This window comes from Bradyrhizobium sp. JYMT SZCCT0428 (assembly GCF_018131075.1).
Taxonomy (GTDB): domain Bacteria; phylum Pseudomonadota; class Alphaproteobacteria; order Rhizobiales; family Xanthobacteraceae; genus Bradyrhizobium.
On sequence record NZ_JAFCLS010000012.1, the window covers coordinates 142,860 to 159,286 of the forward strand.

Below are 16,427 nucleotides of genomic sequence, written 5' to 3' on the forward strand. Positions count from 1 at the left end.
AGAAGCGAAAGCTCGACTGCGATCAATTCGTCCGCGCCGCCGGCACCTTGATTTCCTGCGGCAGGATGATGGCGGCGACGATCACCAGCAGGCACAGCGCGCCGAACGCCTGCAGCATGGTGACGAAGCCGCCCTTCTCGTACAGCCACGCCACGAGGCCAACGGAAGCGCCCGCCGCCGTGAAGCCGATGAAGTAACGCACGGAGTAAGCGCGCGAGCGCCATTCATCTGTCGTGTATTTGCCGACCATGGCGTCGTTGACCGTAACCTGGCCGAACGCGCCCATCACGATGCCGATCGAGGCTATGATCAGCGGCAGATTCGACAGCGTCGCCGCGAGATACAGGAACGGCGCCAACAGGAACGACAGCGGCAACATCACGGTCTTGAGCGAGTAGTGATCGATCAGCTTGCCGATGGTGTATTGCGTCATCGCGCCGAACACATAGACGCCGGCGGCGATCACGCCGAGCAGCGCCGGGCTCGCGGTCAAGTCGGCCAGCCGCTCCGCGAACAGCTTTGGCAGCGCCACGGTGACGGCGTTGAATGTGGTCGAGATCGCGATCACGACGATCAGCAGCGCCAGGATCACCCGCCACATGTCCTCTTTGGCGATGCGCGCCTGCGCCGCCGCCTGCCTGGAGCCGGTTCGATCCTCGTGCACGACCAGCATGGCGAAGGCCACGCCGATCAGCATGGTGACGACCCCCGGCACGATGAAGGCCCAGCGCCAGCCGAGATATTGCCCGATCACGCCGGTGACCAGCGCCGACGACGCCACGCCAAGATTGCCCCAGACCCCGTTCAGCCCCATCTCGCGGCCGAGCTTGTCGGCATAGGATACGATCATGGCGGTGCCGACGGGGTGATAGATCGAGGCGAATAGTCCGATCGAGAGCAGCACCGCCCCGAGCTCCAGCGGGGTCCGCACGAAGCCGACCGCTATCATCGAGGCGCCGATGCCGGCAAAGAAGATCACCATCATGTGGCGGCGGCTCCAGCGGTCGCCGAGCCAGCCGGTGATCAGCGATCCCGCGCCGAAGGCCACGAAGCCCGGGGTGGCGTAAGGCAACAGCTCCGAATAGGCCATGCCGAACGCCGGCCCCATGATGATGACCGCGGCGGCGAAGATCAGCATCGCGTAATGGTCGATGAAATGGGCGGCGTTGACGAAGCTGATCACCCGGCTGGGGCTGTTCATGGTCTGGTCCAGTCATTGGCACTTGTTGGGCGTTTCTTGGCGGGCGGGTCCCGGTCAGAGGCCTGGGCCCGAATCCCGCAACTTTCCAAAATAGGTTATAGGGAGTTGTCCTGACGGGATGTCGCCAATGAATATCGCCGAAAAGCCAATCGCCGCCATTATCGGGCGCCGCATCTCGACCGGCGACGGCATCCATATGATCGCCAACAACTACAAGAAGGGCTTCCGGATCGACACCCACATGCACCGCGAGGCCCAGCTGGTTTACGCCGCCCGGGGCACCATGCAGGTGACCACCCCGAAGGGCCGCTGGCTGGTGCCGCCCGACCGCGCGGTCTGGGTGCCGGCGCGGCTGGCGCATGCCATCGACGTGCTCGCCGACATCGAAATGCGTACCCTGTATTTCGACCTCGACTGGCTGGCCCGCGAGGACCGCAGCGAGAGCCTCGGCTCAGAGTTCGTGGTGCGGGTGTCGCCGCTGTTGCATCAGGCAATTCTGGCGCTGTTCGACGAGCACACCACGGCCGAGCGCACCGGCCTTTTGGTCAAACTCGCCATGCTGGAGCTGCACCAGGCCGAAGATTCCGCGACCTTCATCCCGCTGCCGCACGAGCCGCGCTGCCGGCGCGCCGCCGACATCGTGCTGTCGGATCCGACCGGCGCCCATGAGATCGAAACGCTGGCGCGCGAGGTCGGCACCTCGGCGCGGACACTGTCGCGGCTGTTTTCCGCCGAGACGCAACTCAGCTTCAAGAGCTGGTGCCAGCGCGCCCGCGTCGCGGCCGCGATCGAAAAACTGTCCACCGACGCCAATGTCTCGGTCAAACAGCTGGCTTCCGACCTCGGCTATGCCAGCGTGCCGGCGTTTTCGCACGCCTTCCGGCAGGTCACCGGCAAGACGCCGACCGAATTTGCGGAGAAGGCCTGAATTGTACCTTCGTCGAAGCCTGACATATTTCCGTACGATCCATGCGCTTGAATAAGATCGGCCGCGCCCTAGATTCGATATAAGGTTCGGCATCACATCCGGAATCGACTTAGCCCATGGCCAACGCCTTCTTCTCCGACCTGCTTTCGACGATTTCCGAACGCGGCCGTACGCTGCTACGGCGCGGCGGATCTTCGGATACCAAGGAAGACGCCTCCGAACTGCTTGAACTGTGCGAGGCGCTGCTGTCGGGCCGCGGCGAGGCTTCGGGCACCGCGATGGCCCGCGAAGTGCTCGATCGCTACCATGACCTCGACACGGCCGGCCGGCTTTCGTTCTTTGCCGCCCTCGCCCGCGACTACGGTCCCGACCGCGAACGGCTTTCGCGGGCGATCGAGAGCTGGCGCGCGCAGCCGAGCGACGCCGACGCCAGCGATCTTCATTTTGCTTCCGAGCCACGGCGCCAGGAACTGGTGCGCCGGCTCAACCGCGCGCCGGGCGGCACCAGCGATCTGGTGGCGATGCGCGCCGATCTGCTTTCGCTCATGAAGGGCAACAAGGATCTGGCAGCGCTGGACCGCGACGTGGTGCATCTGCTGTCTTCTTGGTTCAACAGGGGATTTCTCGTGCTGCGCAGGATTGACTGGTCGACGCCAGCGAACATTCTGGAACAGATCATCCGTTATGAAGCAGTGCATGAAATCCATGACTGGAACGATCTGCGCCGCCGCATCGACCCGATCGACCGCCGCTGCTACGCGTTCTTCCATCCGCAGCTGACCGACGAGCCGCTGATCTTCGTCGAGGTCGCGCTGACCGAGACGATCCCGACCGCGATTGCGCCGCTGCTCGCCGCCGAACGCCAGCCGGTGGCGATCGAGCGCGCCCGCACCGCCGTGTTCTATTCGATTTCGAACACCCAGAAGGGGCTTGGCGGCATCTCGTTCGGCAGCTTCCTGATCAAGCAGGTGGTCGAGGAATTGCGGCGTGAATTGCCGAAGCTCGACACCTTCGTGACGCTGTCGCCGGTGCCGGGCTTCATGCAATGGCTGAAGGAAGCCGACGACGTTCCCTTATCCGACGACGAACGGACGCTGCTGGAAAAGCTCAACCAGCCCGACTGGTTCGGGAACGCGGAGACCACCACGCAACTGCGCGCGGTGCTCGAGCCCCTGGCCGCGCATTATTTCCTCAAAGCCCGCACCTCAAAAGGCCGGCTGATCGATTCGGTGGCGCGCTTCCATATCGGCAACGGCGCACGGCTGGAGCGCATCGACTGGCTCGGCGATCTCTCGCCGAAGGGCGTTCGCGAGTCCGCCGGCATCATGGTCAATTACCTCTACCGGCTCGACGATATCGAAAAGAACCACGAGGCCTACGCCAACCAGGGCGAGATCGCCGCCTCCAGCGCGGTGAAGAAGCTACTGAAGACCGAAGGCCGGCGGCTGCTGGACATGCGGCTGTCGTAGGGCAGCACTTCACCGTCATTGCGAGCCACCGGGTCGCACGAAGGGCATCTATCAGCACTGCGCTGAGAAGCACCTGTATCGCTACCTCTTAGTATTCGATTCCCGTTATTCCAACCGTATCGCCTTGGGCATCGCTGGCGCACGCGCTAGGTTGTGCAACCGCCGCGCAAGGCAACCTCAAAACGCTCTTGAGCTTCTTTCTCGCTGCAGTCGCTGCATTATTTCAAGGATTCAGCCATGGCCAATATCGACCTAAGCAAGGTTATCGGTCTAGCCGAGAACCATGAATTTTGGGCAGTTAGAGGTAAAGCAATTCAGTCTTACGCCAACTTGGAGCAGGGTCTCGCCGGGTTACTTTCCCATCTCGCGGGAGCCTCACGCGAGGCCGCAGCAACCATTTTATTTAGGATCTCTAGTTCAGACTCTAGAGGCAAGATTCTTGAAAAACTGTTTCGCCAAAAATATAGCACAGAGTTCAATCTTTTCAGAAATTCATTCTTTGACCAGTTACGACCTCTCGACATCGCTCGAAATGAAATAGTTCACTGGAACGCTGCTTGCGAAGCGGGCTGCGACGAGCACGGCAACGAAACCGCAGTAGTGTTATTAATTCCACCGGCAGCAACCGCCGGAACATTCGCGAAGAATACGCCCAAAAAGTACGTGAGCGACATCCGCTTATTCTCAGACAAGTGCAGCTTCTACACAGGTCTGATAGGTATGTTCCCGCTAATGATGGAGCCTAACCCCCACATTCCTGAAGATGTGCGGCGTACATGGCTCGAAGTATTCGAGCTACCAGTAGCTTATCCACCTCCCACGGGTCATCCGCTATTCCGAACTGAACCAGTTCCAGAAAATCACATCGTAACATTTCTGGTGTGACTTCTATTTCGGGCGCGCCACTATCCGCGAACCGGTACATTGGTTGAACTTGGACCCCTGTCGTAACAAGTACTCTGCCCTCATCTACAGCGGAACGAAGCAAGAATGGATTGCTTCGTCGCTATCGCTCCTTGCAATGACGCTGGGACGCCAGAGGCGGCTCAAATCTTGTATTCGTAAAGCAGCCGGGCGCGGATGGTGCCTTCCAGAGCCCGGATGTCCGCCAGCACGCGCTGGCCGTCGGCCGCGGAGGCGTCGGCGTCGAGCACGACATAGCCGACGTCATGATCGGTCTCGTAATATTGCGCGGCGATGTTGACCGAGTGGCGCGCCAGCACTTCGTTCAAGCGCCCGAGCATGCCCGGCAGATTGCGCTGCACCTGGATGAACCGCGTGCCCGACGGCCGCGCCGGCAATTGGACCTGCGGGAAATTGACCGCGCCCATGGTGGAGCCGGAATCGCTGTAGTCGACCAGCTTGCGCGCCACTTCGGCGCCGATGCGCTCCTGCGCCTCCTCGGTTGAACCGCCGATATGCGGCGTCAGGATAACGTTTTCCAGACCCTGCAGCGGCGAGACGAAGCGGTCCGCATTCGAGCGCGGCTCGACCGGGAAGACGTCGACCGCGGCGCCGCGAAGCCTGCCTTCGCGCAGCGCGTCGGCGAGCGCCTCGAGGTCGACGACGGTGCCGCGGCTATTGTTGATGAAATACGCGCCAGGCTTGATCGCCGCAATCTCTTCGCGACCGATCATGCCAGCCGTGGCTGATGTTTCCGGCACATGCAGCGACACAACGTCGCTTTGCGCCAATAGCTCATGCAAGCTCGCGACCGGCTCGGTATTGCCGTGGCGAAGCCGGTCGGTGTGATCATAGAAGATGACCTTCATGCCCAGCGCTTCGGCGAGATTGGAGAGCTGCGAGCCGATATTGCCGTAGCCGATGATGCCGAGCGTCTTGCCTCTCACCTCATAGCTGTCGTTGGCGGACTTGTCCCAGCGCCCCTGATGGGCGGCGTTGGAACGCGCCACGATCCGGCGCAGCAGGATGACGATCTCGCCGATCACCAGTTCGGCTACGCTTCGCGTGTTGGAAAACGGCGCGTTGAACACGGGGATCCCGACCCGGCGCGCAGCGTCGACATCCACCTGGTTGGTGCCGACGCTGAAACATCCGATCGCGATCAGGCGGTCCGCGGCTTCCAGAACATCCGGGGTGATCTGCGTGCGGGAGCGGATGCCGAGCAGATGCACACCCTTGATGGCTTCCTTGAGCGCATCGCCCTCCAGCGCCTTCGACAGGCGCGTCATGTTGGAATAGCCGGCCGTCTCGATCAGCTGCACGGCACTGTCGTTGACGCCTTCAAGCAGCAAGACGCGAATCTTGTCCTTGGCGAGCGAGAGTTGGGGAAGTTTGCTGGTCAAGATCGCGGCGTCCTTTGGCGATAGAAATGGATGTTGATCTATGCCGTCATTGCAAGCGAAGCGAAGCAATCCATCTCACGGCAGAAAAGAAAGAATGGATTGCTTCGTCGCCTCGCTCCCGTGCGCAAACGCTTCGCGTTTGTCGCAGGCAATGACGGAGGTAAATCGTTCGGGATTACGCCTTATCCCGGAAGTACGGCTCGACCGGGCCATGAACCTTGATCGTCAAAGGATTGCCGAACCGGTCCTTGGCATTGCCCGCGGTAACGCGGATCCAGCCTTCGCTGATGCAGTATTCCTCGACATTGGTCTTCTCGGCGCCCTTGAAGCGAATGCCGACGTCGCGCGACAGCAGTTCTTCGTTGTAATAGGGGCTGCTCGGATTGGTCGACAGGCGGTCGGGGAACGCGTCGGTTTCGGTTTTCTCGTTCATAGCAGTGCCTCGATTTCTCTTCTCAGTGCTTCGGGTGTCACGGTTGGGGCATGGCGTCCCACCACCTTGCCCGAACGGTCGACCACGAATTTGGTGAAATTCCATTTGATCGACGAGCCCAGCAGGCCCGATCGTTCGTTCTTCAGATATTCATACAGCGGGTGCGCCTTGCTGCCGTTGACGTCGATCTTGGCGAACATCGGAAACGTCACCTGAAATCTGGTTTCGCAGAACGCCTCGATTTGTTTGGCGTCGCCCGGCTCCTGCGCACCGAACTGGTTGCAGGGAAAACCGAGCACCGCAAAACCGCGCGGCGAAAGTTCGCGGTGCAGGGCTTCCAGGCCCTTGTATTGCGGCGTGAACCCGCAGGCGCTGGCGGTGTTGACGATCAGCAGCACCTGACCCTCGAACCGCCTGAGCGGAACCTCTTCGCCGGCCAGCGACTGCGCCGTGAAATCATAGATAGCTGACATCGAACTCTTTCGGTCTCTTGTTTGACGCGTTTTCTTTACGCGAACCGGTGTCCACTTCGCTTGAAACGCTCCGTTAGCTCGCAGGATCGATCGCTGCCGACGGCGTTCCGCCGGCCTCGATCGCCTCGCCCGCGGCAAGGCAGAGATCCTCCCGGTAACGGCCGGAGACCAGCTGAACGCCGACCGGAATCCGTCCCACCAGTCCCGTCGAGACCGTTAGCCCGGGCAGGCCCATGAAGGGAATGGCGATCTGCGGCAATTGGGCGTGCCAGACCCTCGCAAAAGACGCCTCGTCCTTGCGGTCGAGATGGTCGGGGAACGGCAATTCGCCGGATACCGGCATCAGCAGCACCGGGCATTTTTCGAAGAATTCCAGCCATTCGCGGGTCAGCGTCGCGCGCCGGGTCAGCGCCTTCGAGAACGAAGCGGCATCGAACGGAAACACTTTTGTCCGGTTGCCGCGCAGACAGGCCAGCGCGCCGGGATCGCCCTCACGCTCGGCGGTCTCCAGCTGCGCCTCATAGCTGTCGCCGAGCCAGAGCTTGGTCTGCAGATTGGCGGGCTCGCGCAGCGGCGGCGTATTGGCGATTTCCTCGACGATCCAGCCCGCGCGCTCCAGCCGCTTGCCGGCATCGGCCACAGCGGCTTTCACCTCCGGAACGGGATCGAGTCCATCCGGATTGAGGCACATCGCGACGCGCTTTGGCACCGGCGGGCCTTCCAGCGGCGCCGGCACCCACCAGGGATCGCGATAATCCCTCGCCGACATCGCCGCCAGGGCAATCCTGATATCACCGATGGTCCGCGCCAGCGGGCCTGACACCGCGCTGATCTGAGGACCGATGGTGCGCTCGGGGAGTGCGGCGTTGAACGCCGGAATCCGGCCCATCGTCGGCCGCAGGCCATGGACGCCGCAGGCATAGGCGGGGTAGCGGATCGAGCCCGCGATGTCGGTGCCATGGGCGATATGCCCGATGCCGGCCGCGACCGCAGCACCCGCGCCGCCGGAGGAGCCGCCCGGCGTGATGCCGGGATCGCGGGGATTTTTGGTGTCGCCATGCACGAGATTGGTGGTGAACCAGCGATAGGAAAAGGCCGGGCAATTGGTGCGCCCCAAAATGACGGCGCCAGCCTTGTAGAGATTATCGATCACGGGGCTGTTGTCCGCCGCAATGGCCTCGCGCTGCAGCTTCAGGCCGTTGGTGGTGGCAAAGCCCTTCTGGTCGATATTGACCTTCACCGTAATGGGTACGCCGCCCAGGGGGCCGACATCTTCGCCCCGCCCGATCGCGGCGTCGATCGCCGCGGCCTGCGCCAGCACCTCGGCCGGCTTGTGGTCGACCACGGCATTGATCCTGGGATTGACCGCATCCAGCCGCGCCAATGCTGAAGTGGCAGCCTCCGTTGCCGAGACCTTTTTTGTCTTGATCAGCGAGGCCAGCTCCGCGGCCGACAGGCGCCAGATTTCTTGCATGGGAAACTCCGTTTGACCGCCTTGTAGCGCCGCGCGAACGGCAACGCCAGCCGGGGCCGTGCACGAAGGTTTAGCGCAAATGGGCTATGAAATGAGCGAGATCGGCGATCTGCTCTGATGTGATCGGGCCCATCACGTCGGCCATGCTGCCGTCATAGCCGTGGCGGCTATTGTCCTTGTATTCACTGAGCGTCTTGGCGAGATAATCCTCGCGCTGGTTGGCGATCCGCGGCACGTTTTCCTTGCCGGAATAATCCGGGTTGTGACAGCTGTTGCAGCGATGCTGCTGCCCCAGCGCCTGGCCGCGCTGCATCCGCGCGGGATCACCGGCCTCAACTGGTGGTGCGGGTTTGGGTATCGTGGCGATGAAATCAGAGAAGGTGCGCAGATCATCGTCGGTCAGGGCCTTCGCCATCTCGTTCATCGGCTCGAAGCTGCGCAGCTTCTCGCGAAACATGAAGAGCTGGATCAGCGTGTAAGGCGCCTGCTGCGCGCCGAGCGAGGGCGTGTTTTCGGTCAGGGATTGTCCACGCTCGCCGTGACAGGCCAGACACGGCGCGATGCGATCCTGAAAGGTTTCCGCGCTTGCTACTGAGGCGATCACGGCGAACGCCAGCGCTGTTATTGTTCTATGCATTGATTTTTCCGACGTCATTGCGAGGAGCGAAGCGACGAAGCAATCCACACTTGCTTTGTCGCAGCATGGATTGCTTCGCTTCGCTCGCAATGACGGATCTGGGTTACTGCTTTCCAGCCACCTTCTGCTTGCCGTAGGTGATGCGATAGACGGCGCCGTTATAGTCGTCGGAGACCAGCAGCGAGCCGTCCTTCAGCTGCAGCACGTCGACCGGGCGGCCGATATACTTGTTGTCCTCGACGAACCCGGTGAGGAACGGCTCCACGGATTTGACTGACCCGTCCTTGTTCAGCCTGGCGACGAGGACGTCACCGCCAACCTTCTTGGTCCGGTTCCAGGAACCATGGCGGGCGATGAAGATCGCGTTCTTGTAGGTCTTCGGGAACATGTTGCCGGTGTAGAACCGCATGCCCAGCGCGGCGGAATGCGGGCCGAGCAGGCCGACCGGCGCGGTGTAGTCGCTGCAGGATTTTCCCCAGCCGAATTCGGGATCGACGATGTTGCCCTGCAGGCAGTAGGGCGCGCCGAAATGTTCGCCGACCTTGGTGATGCGGTTGAGCTCATCCTCGGGCAGGTCCTCCGACATCCAGTCGCGGCCGTTGTCGGTGAAATAGAGCTGCTTGTTCTCCGGATTCCAGTCGAAGCCGACGGTGTTGCGCACGCCCCTGGCGATCACTTCGGCACCCGAGCCGTCGAGATTGATGCGCTTGATCAGGCCGTGGGCGTCGCTGTGCAGCACGTTGTTGCCGGGTTGCCCGACCGGAATGTACAGCTTGTTGTCCGGGCCAATGCCGATGAACTTCCAGCCGTGGGCTTCATCCTTGGGCAGATCGGAGTAGATCACGGTCGGCTTCGGCGCGTTGTCGAGATTGTCCTCGATCTTGTCGATCCTGGAAATCTTCGACAGTTCGGCGATGTAGAGCGTGCCGTTCTTGAACGCGAGGCCGTTCGGACGGTAGAGGCCGGAGGCGATCACCTTCACCGAGCGCTTGCCGTCCTTGTTGACGACCGCATAGACCTTGTCGATCAGGCGGGTGCCGGCAAACACCGTGCCCTTGTCGCCTTCGATCAGCGAGCGCGCGTTGGCCATGCCGGCGGCGTAGACTTCGATGTTGAAGCCGGCCGGCACCTTCAGCTTGGCGGTCGGCAATTTGTCTGGCGCGGCGGGGATCGGCGGCGGTGCGATCGGCGCGAGCTTGGCGGCCGCTTCATTGTCGGCAGGCCGACCGATCAAGGGCGAGCCCGGCGGAAGCGGGGCTGCGGCTGCCGGCGCCGCACCTGCCGCAGGCGGCGTGGCAGGCTGCTGCGCTGCAGCGTTCAATGTCAATGCACCGAAAAAAGCACCGGCCACCAACAGGCTGCGCGGCGCCGACGAATAGCTCATCATGGCATTCTCCCTGGCGGGAGCCTTATCCTCGCGCGGCAAACATCATCCGCCGGTGGCCCCCCGGGCGGCACTCTCTAATATTTGTCCGTACATTTTCAATCGGAAAACATCGGTGGCGATTGGCCACTCACCGTCATTCCGGGGCGATGCGCAGCATCGAACCCCGAATCTCGAGATTCCCCGGGGGCGCAATTGCGCCCCTGAGGTCTGGTCCTTCGGACCATTCCGGAATGACGGCGTTCATTTCATCAATGCCGGGTGATGGAGCGATCCGGCGTGTCGAGAATGGCCTCCGTGAACGGAAACTTGAGCACGATCTCGCCCTCGTCGTCGGTGACCTCGATGGTCGCGTTCAGCAGCGCGCCATCAGTGCCTTCGGTCTTGAGCAGTTCCCGGATCATGGCGCGCGCCATTTCCCAGGCGCGGTCGGGATCCCGCAGCACTTCGCCATCGGGATCGGAAATCAGCTCATCGCCGATACGGGTGTTGAAAAAATAGCGTGGCATCGGCGGTAACCTACTCCTTGGCTGGCCCCGCAGCCGGAGGCCCGCCCATTTTTCACAAGTTCTTTATCTGAAGCCGGCAGCGCTCCTTAGAACGGAAAGTCAGCATTCGCGGCGCTGCGATCAACCCGGAAACGCCTGATCCCACGCCGTTTTGACCGCGGGCCTCCGCACAAAAACGTGAATTATCTCGCGATGCAACATGAAACCGCGGAAGGCATAAGGCAGAAAGATTTCACTGGCGAACTTTCTGATCCGCAGTACCTTATCTCCGAGGGCGAAGTTCGTCCGGTATCAAAAGGAGCGCCTAATGGCCTGGAAAGCACCGAAAATCGTCGAAGTGCCGGTCGGCATGGAAATCAACATGTATGCGTGCGCCGCCCGGAAGTAACCGGCAGCGATCGCCAAGGCTTTAGCGAGGTGGATCTTTGGGCCTGACACGTTCCCGAACGCGGAACTGTGTCTTTGGCCCGGATTCACCTCGTAGCGTTTTGACCTCACCCTTCGTGCCCCACGTTTTGAGTTTGCCAGGAGACGGATCATGCTTCGCGTCGTCGTCCTGGGCGCCGCGGCGGGCGGCGGCGTTCCGCAGTGGAACTGCGGATGCCCGGTGTGCAGGACCGCCCGCAACGAACATCCCGAACTCCAGAGCACGCAGGCCTCGATCGCGGTCAGCGCCGATGGCGCGCACTGGTTCCTGATCAACGCCTCGCCGGATCTGCGCCAGCAATTGACCGCGACGCCGCAGCTGCATCCCAAGGCAGGCCAGCTCCGTCACAGTCCGATTGCGGGCGTCATTCTGACCAATGGCGAAATCGACGCGGTCGCAGGCCTGTTGTCGATGCGCGAAGGATCGCCCTTCACCCTCTATGCGCATGAGCGGGTGCTTGCGATCCTCAAATCCAACAGCATCTTTAATGTGTTGAGCGAAACGAACGTGAAACGCCAGCCGATCGCGGTCGACCAGGCGTTCGAGCCTGACTTGCCCGATGGTTCGCCATCCGGCATCGAAATCCTCCCCTTCGAAGTTCCCGGCAAAGGCGCGTGGTATCTCGAAGGCAAGGCGCATCCGGCCGGCGGCGGCGGTGTGGGCGATACGCTCGGGCTTCGCATCCTGGACAAGACAAGCGGAAAATATCTCTATTTTGTTGCCGCCTGCGCGCGGGTGACCGACGATCTGAAGGCACGGCTGAAAGGTGCCGCACTGGTGTTCTTTGACGGCACGGTGTGGCGCGACGACGAACTGGTTGCCGCGGGCCTCGGCAACAAGACCGGACAAAGCATGGGACACATCTCGATGTCAGGCGAGGACGGCGCGATCGCAAGCCTTGAAGGACTCGACATCGCCCGCAAGATGTTTTTGCATATCAACAACTCCAACCCCGCCTTGCTGCACGGCTCGGACGAGCGCAAAACCGCCGAGCAGGCCGGCTGGCACATCCCCGCCGATGGAATGGAGATCACACTGTGAGCGTCGTGCCCGTCACCAGAATGACCGCGCTATCGATCGGCAAAGGCATTTCGCTCAATAACGCCGAGGAACTGGAGGCGACGCTGCGCCACATCGGCGCGACGCGCTATCACAACCTGCATCCGTTCCACCGGCTGCTGCATGGCGGCAAGCTCGACAAGGGCCAGGTGCAGGCCTGGGCGCTGAACCGCTATTTTTACCAGAGCACGATCCCGCTCAAGGATGCGATGGTGATCTCGCGGTTCCGCGACCGTACGACCCGCGTCGAATGGCGGCACCGGATCGAGGACCATGACGGCGATCTCGGCTCCGAAGGCGGCATCGAGCGCTGGCTCAAGCTGACCGAGGGCCTCGGGCTCGACAGCGCCTATGTGGAATCGACCGAAGGCATCCTTCCCGCGACGCGTTTTGCGGTCGAGGCCTACGTGCATTTCTGCCGCGACAAGACGCCGCTTGAGGCGATCGCCTCCTCGCTGACGGAACTGTTCGCGCCGAACCTGCATGAAGAGCGCATCTCGGGCATGCTGCAGCACTATGATTTCGTCAATCCCGACATCATGAGCTATTTCAGCCGCCGCCTGCAGCAGGCGCCGCGCGACGCCGGATTCGCGCTCGACTACGTCAAGGCGCACGCCAGGACGCCGGCGGAGCGCGAGGCGGTCTGCAACGCCCTGATCTTCAAAACCAATGTGCTATGGGTTCAGCTCGATGCGCTGTATCATGCCTATGTCGAGGGCCATATACCGCCCGGCGCGTTCGTCCCCCAAGAGGGCTAAAGCCAAACCAATAACCAGGAATTAGCGATCGATGGCTTTGAGCCGCAACATCAGTGTCAGCGAGGCGAGCCGGCCGAAATTGCCGCGGCACGCCAAGCTGAAATTCGATGAGACGCGGCAGGTTTGGGTGATCCTGGCGCCGGAGCGCGTGCTGGCGCCGGACGAGATCGCGGTCGAAGTGCTGCAGCTTTGCGACGGTGTTCGCAGCGTCTCTGACATGATCGATCAACTGACCGCGAAATACGCCGCGCCCCGTGAGGCAATTGCAACCGACGTCATCACGATGCTGCAGGACCTCGCCGACAAGGGCTTTCTGACCGAAGCGCGCGAGAAGACGTCATGAGCGACATTCTCACCGACGGCAAAGCGGCAACTGCGCCCCATGACGGGCTCTCGGTGCTGGAGCAGCGGCGCTCGACGGCGGAGACGTTCGGCATTCCGCTCGCGGTGCTGGCCGAGCTGACGCACCGCTGCCCGCTGCAATGCCCCTATTGCTCCAATCCGCTCGAACTCGACCGCGGCGGCACTGAGCTGACCACCGAGGAATGGAAGAAGGTTTTGACCGAGCTCGCCGAGATCGGCGTGCTGCAGATCCATTTCTCCGGCGGCGAGCCGACCGCGCGCAAGGATCTGGTCGAACTGGTCCAGCACGCCACCGATGTCGGGCTCTACAGCAATCTCATTACTTCCGCTGTGTTGCTGACAAAACCAAAACTGTCTGATCTGGCCGATGCCGGGCTGTGCCACGTGCAGATCAGTTTTCAGGGCAACGAGCCCATGGTGGCCGACCGCGTCGCGGGCCTGAAGAAGTCGCATGAGAAAAAGCTGGAGGTCGCGAAGTGGACGCGCGAACTCGAGCTGCCGCTGACGGTCAACGCCGTCATGCACCGCCAGAACCTGCATCAGCTGTCCGACATCATCCAGATGGCGGTCGATCTCGACGCCGACCGGCTCGAGGTCGCCAACGTGCAGTATTACGGCTGGGCGCTGAAGAACCGCGCCGCCTTGATGCCGACCGTGGCGCAGATCGAGGAGACCAGCCGCATCGTCGAGGAAGCCGAAGTGCGGCTCAAGGGCATTCTCGCGATCGACTACGTCGTGCCGGATTATTACGCGCTGCGGCCGAAGAAATGCATGGGCGGCTGGGGCCGGCAATTCTTCAACATCTCGCCAGCTGGCAAGATCCTGCCGTGTCATGCCGCCGAGAGCATCACCGGGCTGGAATTCCTTTCGGTGCGATCCAATCACTCGATCGCCTGGATCTGGCAGAATTCCGAAGCTTTCAACCGCTATCGCGGCACCGGCTGGATGCCTGAACCGTGCAAGAGCTGCGAGTTCAAGGAGATCGATTTCGGCGGCTGCCGCTGCCAGGCCTTTGCGCTGACCGGCGATGCCGGCAACACCGATCCGGCCTGCACGCTGTCGCCGATGCATGAGCAGATCTTCAAGCAGGCCGAGCAGGAAGCAGCCTCCGACAATAACCGTTTCCTCTATCGCAATTTCGCCGGCGGCACGCTGGAGACGGAAGGCGAGCATGGCGCCTGACGCCGACGCCGGAAAATCCGCCAAGCGCGCCGATCCGTTTGCACCGGTGACCTCGGAGCAGCTCGATGTCGGCGATGGCCACGACATCTATGTCGAGAGCGTCGGCCGCATCGGCGGCATTGCGGCGGTCTATCTGCATGGCGGGCCCGGCAGCGGTTGCCAGCCCGATCACCGCCGGCTGTTCGACCCTGAAAGATTCCATGCCGTGCTGTTCGACCAGCGCGGCGCCGGCCGCAGCCGCCCCAAGGGCCGGCGTGACGACAATACCCTGCCGCATCTGATTGCGGACATGGAGAGGATCCGCGAGAAATTCGGCTTTGAGCGCTGGATGATCGTCGGCGGCTCCTGGGGCGCGACGCTGGCGCTGGCCTATGCGCAAGCGCACCCCGACCGCGTCACCGGCATCGTGCTGCGCGCCACTTTCCTTGGCACCCGCAAGGAGATCGAGGATGGATTCCTCGACGTACTGCCGCGCTTCTATCCGGCGCTGCATGCGGATTTCCTCGACGTGTTGCCGCCAGCAGAACGCACACACCCGATCGACGCATATTTCCGCCGCATCCTTAATCCCGATACCGCCGTGCATAGCCCGGCGGCACGGGCCTGGGGCGAGACCGAACGCATTCTCTCCGAGCACACGCCGGGCCGCGCCCGGCTCGATCCGGTCAACTCGTCGCGCGCCCTGCCCGCCACGCCGTTCATGGAAGCGCACTATTTCGCCAATGACTGCTTCATGCGGCCGAACCAGCTGATCGAAGAGGCCGGCAGGCTCGCTGACATTCCCGGCATCATCGTGCAGGGCCGTTATGATCTGCTGTGCCCGCCGGCGACCTCGCATGCGCTTGCCGCGGTGTGGCGCGAAGCCGAAATTCGCATGGTCGAGGGCGCCGGCCACACGCTGTACGATCCCGGCGTCCGCGACGCCGTGATGAAAGCGGTCGCGGACATGGCTTCCAGGATTAGCAGATAGGGGTTTTCGAAATGCCGATAGCCGGAAAAGGCATGCTGCTGACGTCGATGAATATCGACGCCGCCGACGAGGCCGAATTCAATCGCTGGTACGACCGCGAACATCTCGAAGAGCGCGTCGCGATGCCGGGTTTCCTCGAAGCGCGGCGCTATGTCGCGCACGACGGCGACCCGAAATATCTCAGCCTTTATTCCACCGAAACCATCGAGGTACTGGACAGCCCGTTCTACCGCACGGCACTCGCCAACCAGACCGCCTGGTCGAAGGCCAACATTGCCCGCTTCAAGAACATGATCCGGGGCGTTTCGCGTATCACCATCAGCCGCGGCACCGGCCGCGGCGCCGTGCTCGGCATCATCCGGCTGCGGCCTTCGGCCGGCGGAGAGGACAAACTACGTACCGCACTGCGGGATCAACTCGATCCCGCAAAACTCGACGGCATCATCTCCATGCACCTGCTGGAGAACAATCCAGCGCTGTCGAAGCCGATCACCGATGACCCCGCAGCGCCCAATCCCGGCGCCGGCGACTGGTTCGTGCTGATCGACGCCACCGCTGTCAGCGCGGTCCCGGCGGCCGCAGCGCGCTTCAAGGACAACGCCGCGATCAAGCCGCTGGTGGTTACAAGCGGTATTTACCGGCTGATGTGGGACCTCGCGAAGAGCGATCTGCCCAGCGCGTAGCATTGGCGACAATGCGCTGCGTTCATGCTGCACCGCCATATAATATCAGCGAGTATTAACGTTCACGCGTGCCTGCATTGAAAGCTGGCGATCGCGCAAAATTGCCTTTGTGACTCGTCTGGAATGGCTCTAAGCTCCGATAAGATAAGCCTATGATCCAATTCAAAAACC

Annotated in this window: 18 protein-coding genes and 1 pseudogene; 11 read left to right on the forward strand and 8 right to left on the reverse strand. The window is 62.1% G+C overall.

Annotated features, from left to right (window positions below):
- Positions 1–22 precede the first annotated feature (22 nt).
- Positions 23–1,201, reverse strand: a complete 1,179-nt coding sequence (locus tag JQ575_RS14715; RefSeq protein WP_212033936.1) for an MFS transporter — start codon at positions 1,199–1,201, stop codon at positions 23–25.
- A gap of 127 nt (positions 1,202–1,328) precedes the next feature.
- Here JQ575_RS14715 and JQ575_RS14720 point away from each other — a divergent pair, with 127 nt between their 5' ends.
- From JQ575_RS14720 to JQ575_RS14735, 4 genes and pseudogenes are all read left to right on the forward strand, one after another.
- Entirely contained in the window at positions 1,329–2,129 is an 801-nt protein-coding gene (locus JQ575_RS14720; protein ID WP_249166653.1) for a helix-turn-helix transcriptional regulator, read from the forward strand.
- Positions 2,130–2,245: 116 nt separating this feature from the next.
- Entirely contained in the window at positions 2,246–3,598 is a 1,353-nt protein-coding gene (locus JQ575_RS14725) for a malonyl-CoA decarboxylase (RefSeq protein ID WP_212033940.1), read from the forward strand.
- Positions 3,599–3,638: 40 nt separating this feature from the next.
- Positions 3,639–3,731 (forward strand): annotated as a pseudogene (locus JQ575_RS46425) (IS1595 family transposase); the annotation flags it as partial.
- A gap of 104 nt (positions 3,732–3,835) precedes the next feature.
- Positions 3,836–4,483 carry a hypothetical protein gene (locus JQ575_RS14735; protein ID WP_212033941.1) on the forward strand — a complete coding sequence of 216 codons (648 nt, stop codon included), beginning with the start codon at positions 3,836–3,838 and terminating at the stop codon, positions 4,481–4,483.
- Positions 4,484–4,644: 161 nt separating this feature from the next.
- Here the strand turns inward: JQ575_RS14735 and serA are convergent, their stop codons facing one another.
- The 7 genes from serA to JQ575_RS14770 all read right to left on the reverse strand — a co-directional run bounded on the left by serA (position 4,645) and on the right by JQ575_RS14770 (position 10,814).
- The gene (serA, locus tag JQ575_RS14740) at positions 4,645–5,904 is read right to left on the reverse strand and encodes a phosphoglycerate dehydrogenase (RefSeq protein ID WP_212033943.1); all 1,260 of its coding nucleotides are present in this window, start codon (positions 5,902–5,904) and stop codon (positions 4,645–4,647) included.
- 175 nt (positions 5,905–6,079) lie between these two features.
- The gene (locus JQ575_RS14745) at positions 6,080–6,337 is read right to left on the reverse strand and encodes a DUF3297 family protein (RefSeq protein WP_192740083.1); all 258 of its coding nucleotides are present in this window, start codon (positions 6,335–6,337) and stop codon (positions 6,080–6,082) included.
- Entirely contained in the window at positions 6,334–6,810 is a 477-nt protein-coding gene (locus JQ575_RS14750) for a glutathione peroxidase (protein ID WP_212033945.1), read from the reverse strand. The genes JQ575_RS14745 and JQ575_RS14750 overlap by 4 nt, the downstream gene beginning before the upstream one ends.
- 73 nt (positions 6,811–6,883) lie before the next feature.
- Positions 6,884–8,284 carry an amidase family protein gene (locus JQ575_RS14755; protein WP_212033946.1) on the reverse strand — a complete coding sequence of 467 codons (1,401 nt, stop codon included), beginning with the start codon at positions 8,282–8,284 and terminating at the stop codon, positions 6,884–6,886.
- A 70-nt stretch (positions 8,285–8,354) separates the two neighbouring features.
- Positions 8,355–8,921 carry a c-type cytochrome gene (locus JQ575_RS14760; RefSeq protein WP_212033948.1) on the reverse strand — a complete coding sequence of 189 codons (567 nt, stop codon included), beginning with the start codon at positions 8,919–8,921 and terminating at the stop codon, positions 8,355–8,357.
- A 103-nt stretch (positions 8,922–9,024) separates the two neighbouring features.
- Entirely contained in the window at positions 9,025–10,308 is a 1,284-nt protein-coding gene (locus JQ575_RS14765) for a sorbosone dehydrogenase family protein (protein ID WP_212033949.1), read from the reverse strand.
- A 248-nt stretch (positions 10,309–10,556) separates the two neighbouring features.
- Positions 10,557–10,814 carry a DUF6894 family protein gene (locus JQ575_RS14770; RefSeq protein ID WP_212033951.1) on the reverse strand — a complete coding sequence of 86 codons (258 nt, stop codon included), beginning with the start codon at positions 10,812–10,814 and terminating at the stop codon, positions 10,557–10,559.
- Positions 10,815–11,121: 307 nt separating this feature from the next.
- Here JQ575_RS14770 and pqqA point away from each other — a divergent pair, with 307 nt between their 5' ends.
- The 7 genes from pqqA to JQ575_RS14805 all read left to right on the forward strand — a co-directional run bounded on the left by pqqA (position 11,122) and on the right by JQ575_RS14805 (position 16,256).
- Positions 11,122–11,202: a pyrroloquinoline quinone precursor peptide PqqA gene (gene pqqA, locus JQ575_RS14775; protein WP_012029362.1), complete on the forward strand. Its 81-nt coding sequence runs from the start codon at positions 11,122–11,124 to the stop codon at positions 11,200–11,202.
- A 150-nt stretch (positions 11,203–11,352) separates the two neighbouring features.
- Positions 11,353–12,282 (forward strand): pyrroloquinoline quinone biosynthesis protein PqqB, encoded by a 930-nt coding sequence (gene pqqB, locus JQ575_RS14780; RefSeq protein ID WP_212033954.1) that lies wholly within the window; start codon positions 11,353–11,355, stop codon positions 12,280–12,282.
- 20 nt (positions 12,283–12,302) lie between these two features.
- The gene (gene pqqC, locus JQ575_RS14785) at positions 12,303–13,058 is read left to right on the forward strand and encodes a pyrroloquinoline-quinone synthase PqqC (RefSeq protein WP_249166660.1); all 756 of its coding nucleotides are present in this window, start codon (positions 12,303–12,305) and stop codon (positions 13,056–13,058) included.
- 31 nt (positions 13,059–13,089) lie between these two features.
- The gene (gene pqqD / locus JQ575_RS14790) at positions 13,090–13,401 is read left to right on the forward strand and encodes a pyrroloquinoline quinone biosynthesis peptide chaperone PqqD (RefSeq protein WP_212033958.1); all 312 of its coding nucleotides are present in this window, start codon (positions 13,090–13,092) and stop codon (positions 13,399–13,401) included.
- Positions 13,398–14,603 (forward strand): pyrroloquinoline quinone biosynthesis protein PqqE, encoded by a 1,206-nt coding sequence (pqqE, locus tag JQ575_RS14795; RefSeq protein ID WP_212033959.1) that lies wholly within the window; start codon positions 13,398–13,400, stop codon positions 14,601–14,603. Before pqqD ends, pqqE begins: the two co-directional genes overlap by 4 nt.
- Complete coding sequence (gene pip, locus JQ575_RS14800) at positions 14,593–15,573, forward strand: prolyl aminopeptidase (protein WP_212033961.1); 981 nt, start codon at positions 14,593–14,595, stop codon at positions 15,571–15,573. Before pqqE ends, pip begins: the two co-directional genes overlap by 11 nt.
- 11 nt (positions 15,574–15,584) lie before the next feature.
- Positions 15,585–16,256: a DUF4286 family protein gene (locus tag JQ575_RS14805; protein ID WP_212033963.1), complete on the forward strand. Its 672-nt coding sequence runs from the start codon at positions 15,585–15,587 to the stop codon at positions 16,254–16,256.
- Positions 16,257–16,427: the final 171 nt, after the last annotated feature.

What these genes read in the sequence shown, in the direction of transcription:
- JQ575_RS14715 (WP_212033936.1), bottom strand. Translation starts at nt 1,201, where the DNA reads ATGAACAGCCCCAGCCGGGTGATCAGCTTCGTCAACGCCGCCCATTTC.
- JQ575_RS14720 (WP_249166653.1), top strand. Translation starts at nt 1,329, where the DNA reads ATGAATATCGCCGAAAAGCCAATCGCCGCCATTATCGGGCGCCGCATC.
- JQ575_RS14725 (WP_212033940.1), top strand. Translation starts at nt 2,246, where the DNA reads ATGGCCAACGCCTTCTTCTCCGACCTGCTTTCGACGATTTCCGAACGC.
- JQ575_RS14735 (WP_212033941.1), top strand. Translation starts at nt 3,836, where the DNA reads ATGGCCAATATCGACCTAAGCAAGGTTATCGGTCTAGCCGAGAACCAT.
- JQ575_RS14745 (WP_192740083.1), bottom strand. Translation starts at nt 6,337, where the DNA reads ATGAACGAGAAAACCGAAACCGACGCGTTCCCCGACCGCCTGTCGACC.
- JQ575_RS14750 (WP_212033945.1), bottom strand. Translation starts at nt 6,810, where the DNA reads ATGTCAGCTATCTATGATTTCACGGCGCAGTCGCTGGCCGGCGAAGAG.
- JQ575_RS14755 (WP_212033946.1), bottom strand. Translation starts at nt 8,284, where the DNA reads ATGCAAGAAATCTGGCGCCTGTCGGCCGCGGAGCTGGCCTCGCTGATC.
- JQ575_RS14760 (WP_212033948.1), bottom strand. Translation starts at nt 8,921, where the DNA reads ATGCATAGAACAATAACAGCGCTGGCGTTCGCCGTGATCGCCTCAGTA.
- JQ575_RS14765 (WP_212033949.1), bottom strand. Translation starts at nt 10,308, where the DNA reads ATGATGAGCTATTCGTCGGCGCCGCGCAGCCTGTTGGTGGCCGGTGCT.
- JQ575_RS14770 (WP_212033951.1), bottom strand. Translation starts at nt 10,814, where the DNA reads ATGCCACGCTATTTTTTCAACACCCGTATCGGCGATGAGCTGATTTCC.
- pqqA (WP_012029362.1), top strand. Translation starts at nt 11,122, where the DNA reads ATGGCCTGGAAAGCACCGAAAATCGTCGAAGTGCCGGTCGGCATGGAA.
- pqqB (WP_212033954.1), top strand. Translation starts at nt 11,353, where the DNA reads ATGCTTCGCGTCGTCGTCCTGGGCGCCGCGGCGGGCGGCGGCGTTCCG.
- pqqC (WP_249166660.1), top strand. Translation starts at nt 12,303, where the DNA reads ATGACCGCGCTATCGATCGGCAAAGGCATTTCGCTCAATAACGCCGAG.
- pqqD (WP_212033958.1), top strand. Translation starts at nt 13,090, where the DNA reads ATGGCTTTGAGCCGCAACATCAGTGTCAGCGAGGCGAGCCGGCCGAAA.
- pqqE (WP_212033959.1), top strand. Translation starts at nt 13,398, where the DNA reads ATGAGCGACATTCTCACCGACGGCAAAGCGGCAACTGCGCCCCATGAC.
- pip (WP_212033961.1), top strand. Translation starts at nt 14,593, where the DNA reads ATGGCGCCTGACGCCGACGCCGGAAAATCCGCCAAGCGCGCCGATCCG.
- JQ575_RS14805 (WP_212033963.1), top strand. Translation starts at nt 15,585, where the DNA reads ATGCCGATAGCCGGAAAAGGCATGCTGCTGACGTCGATGAATATCGAC.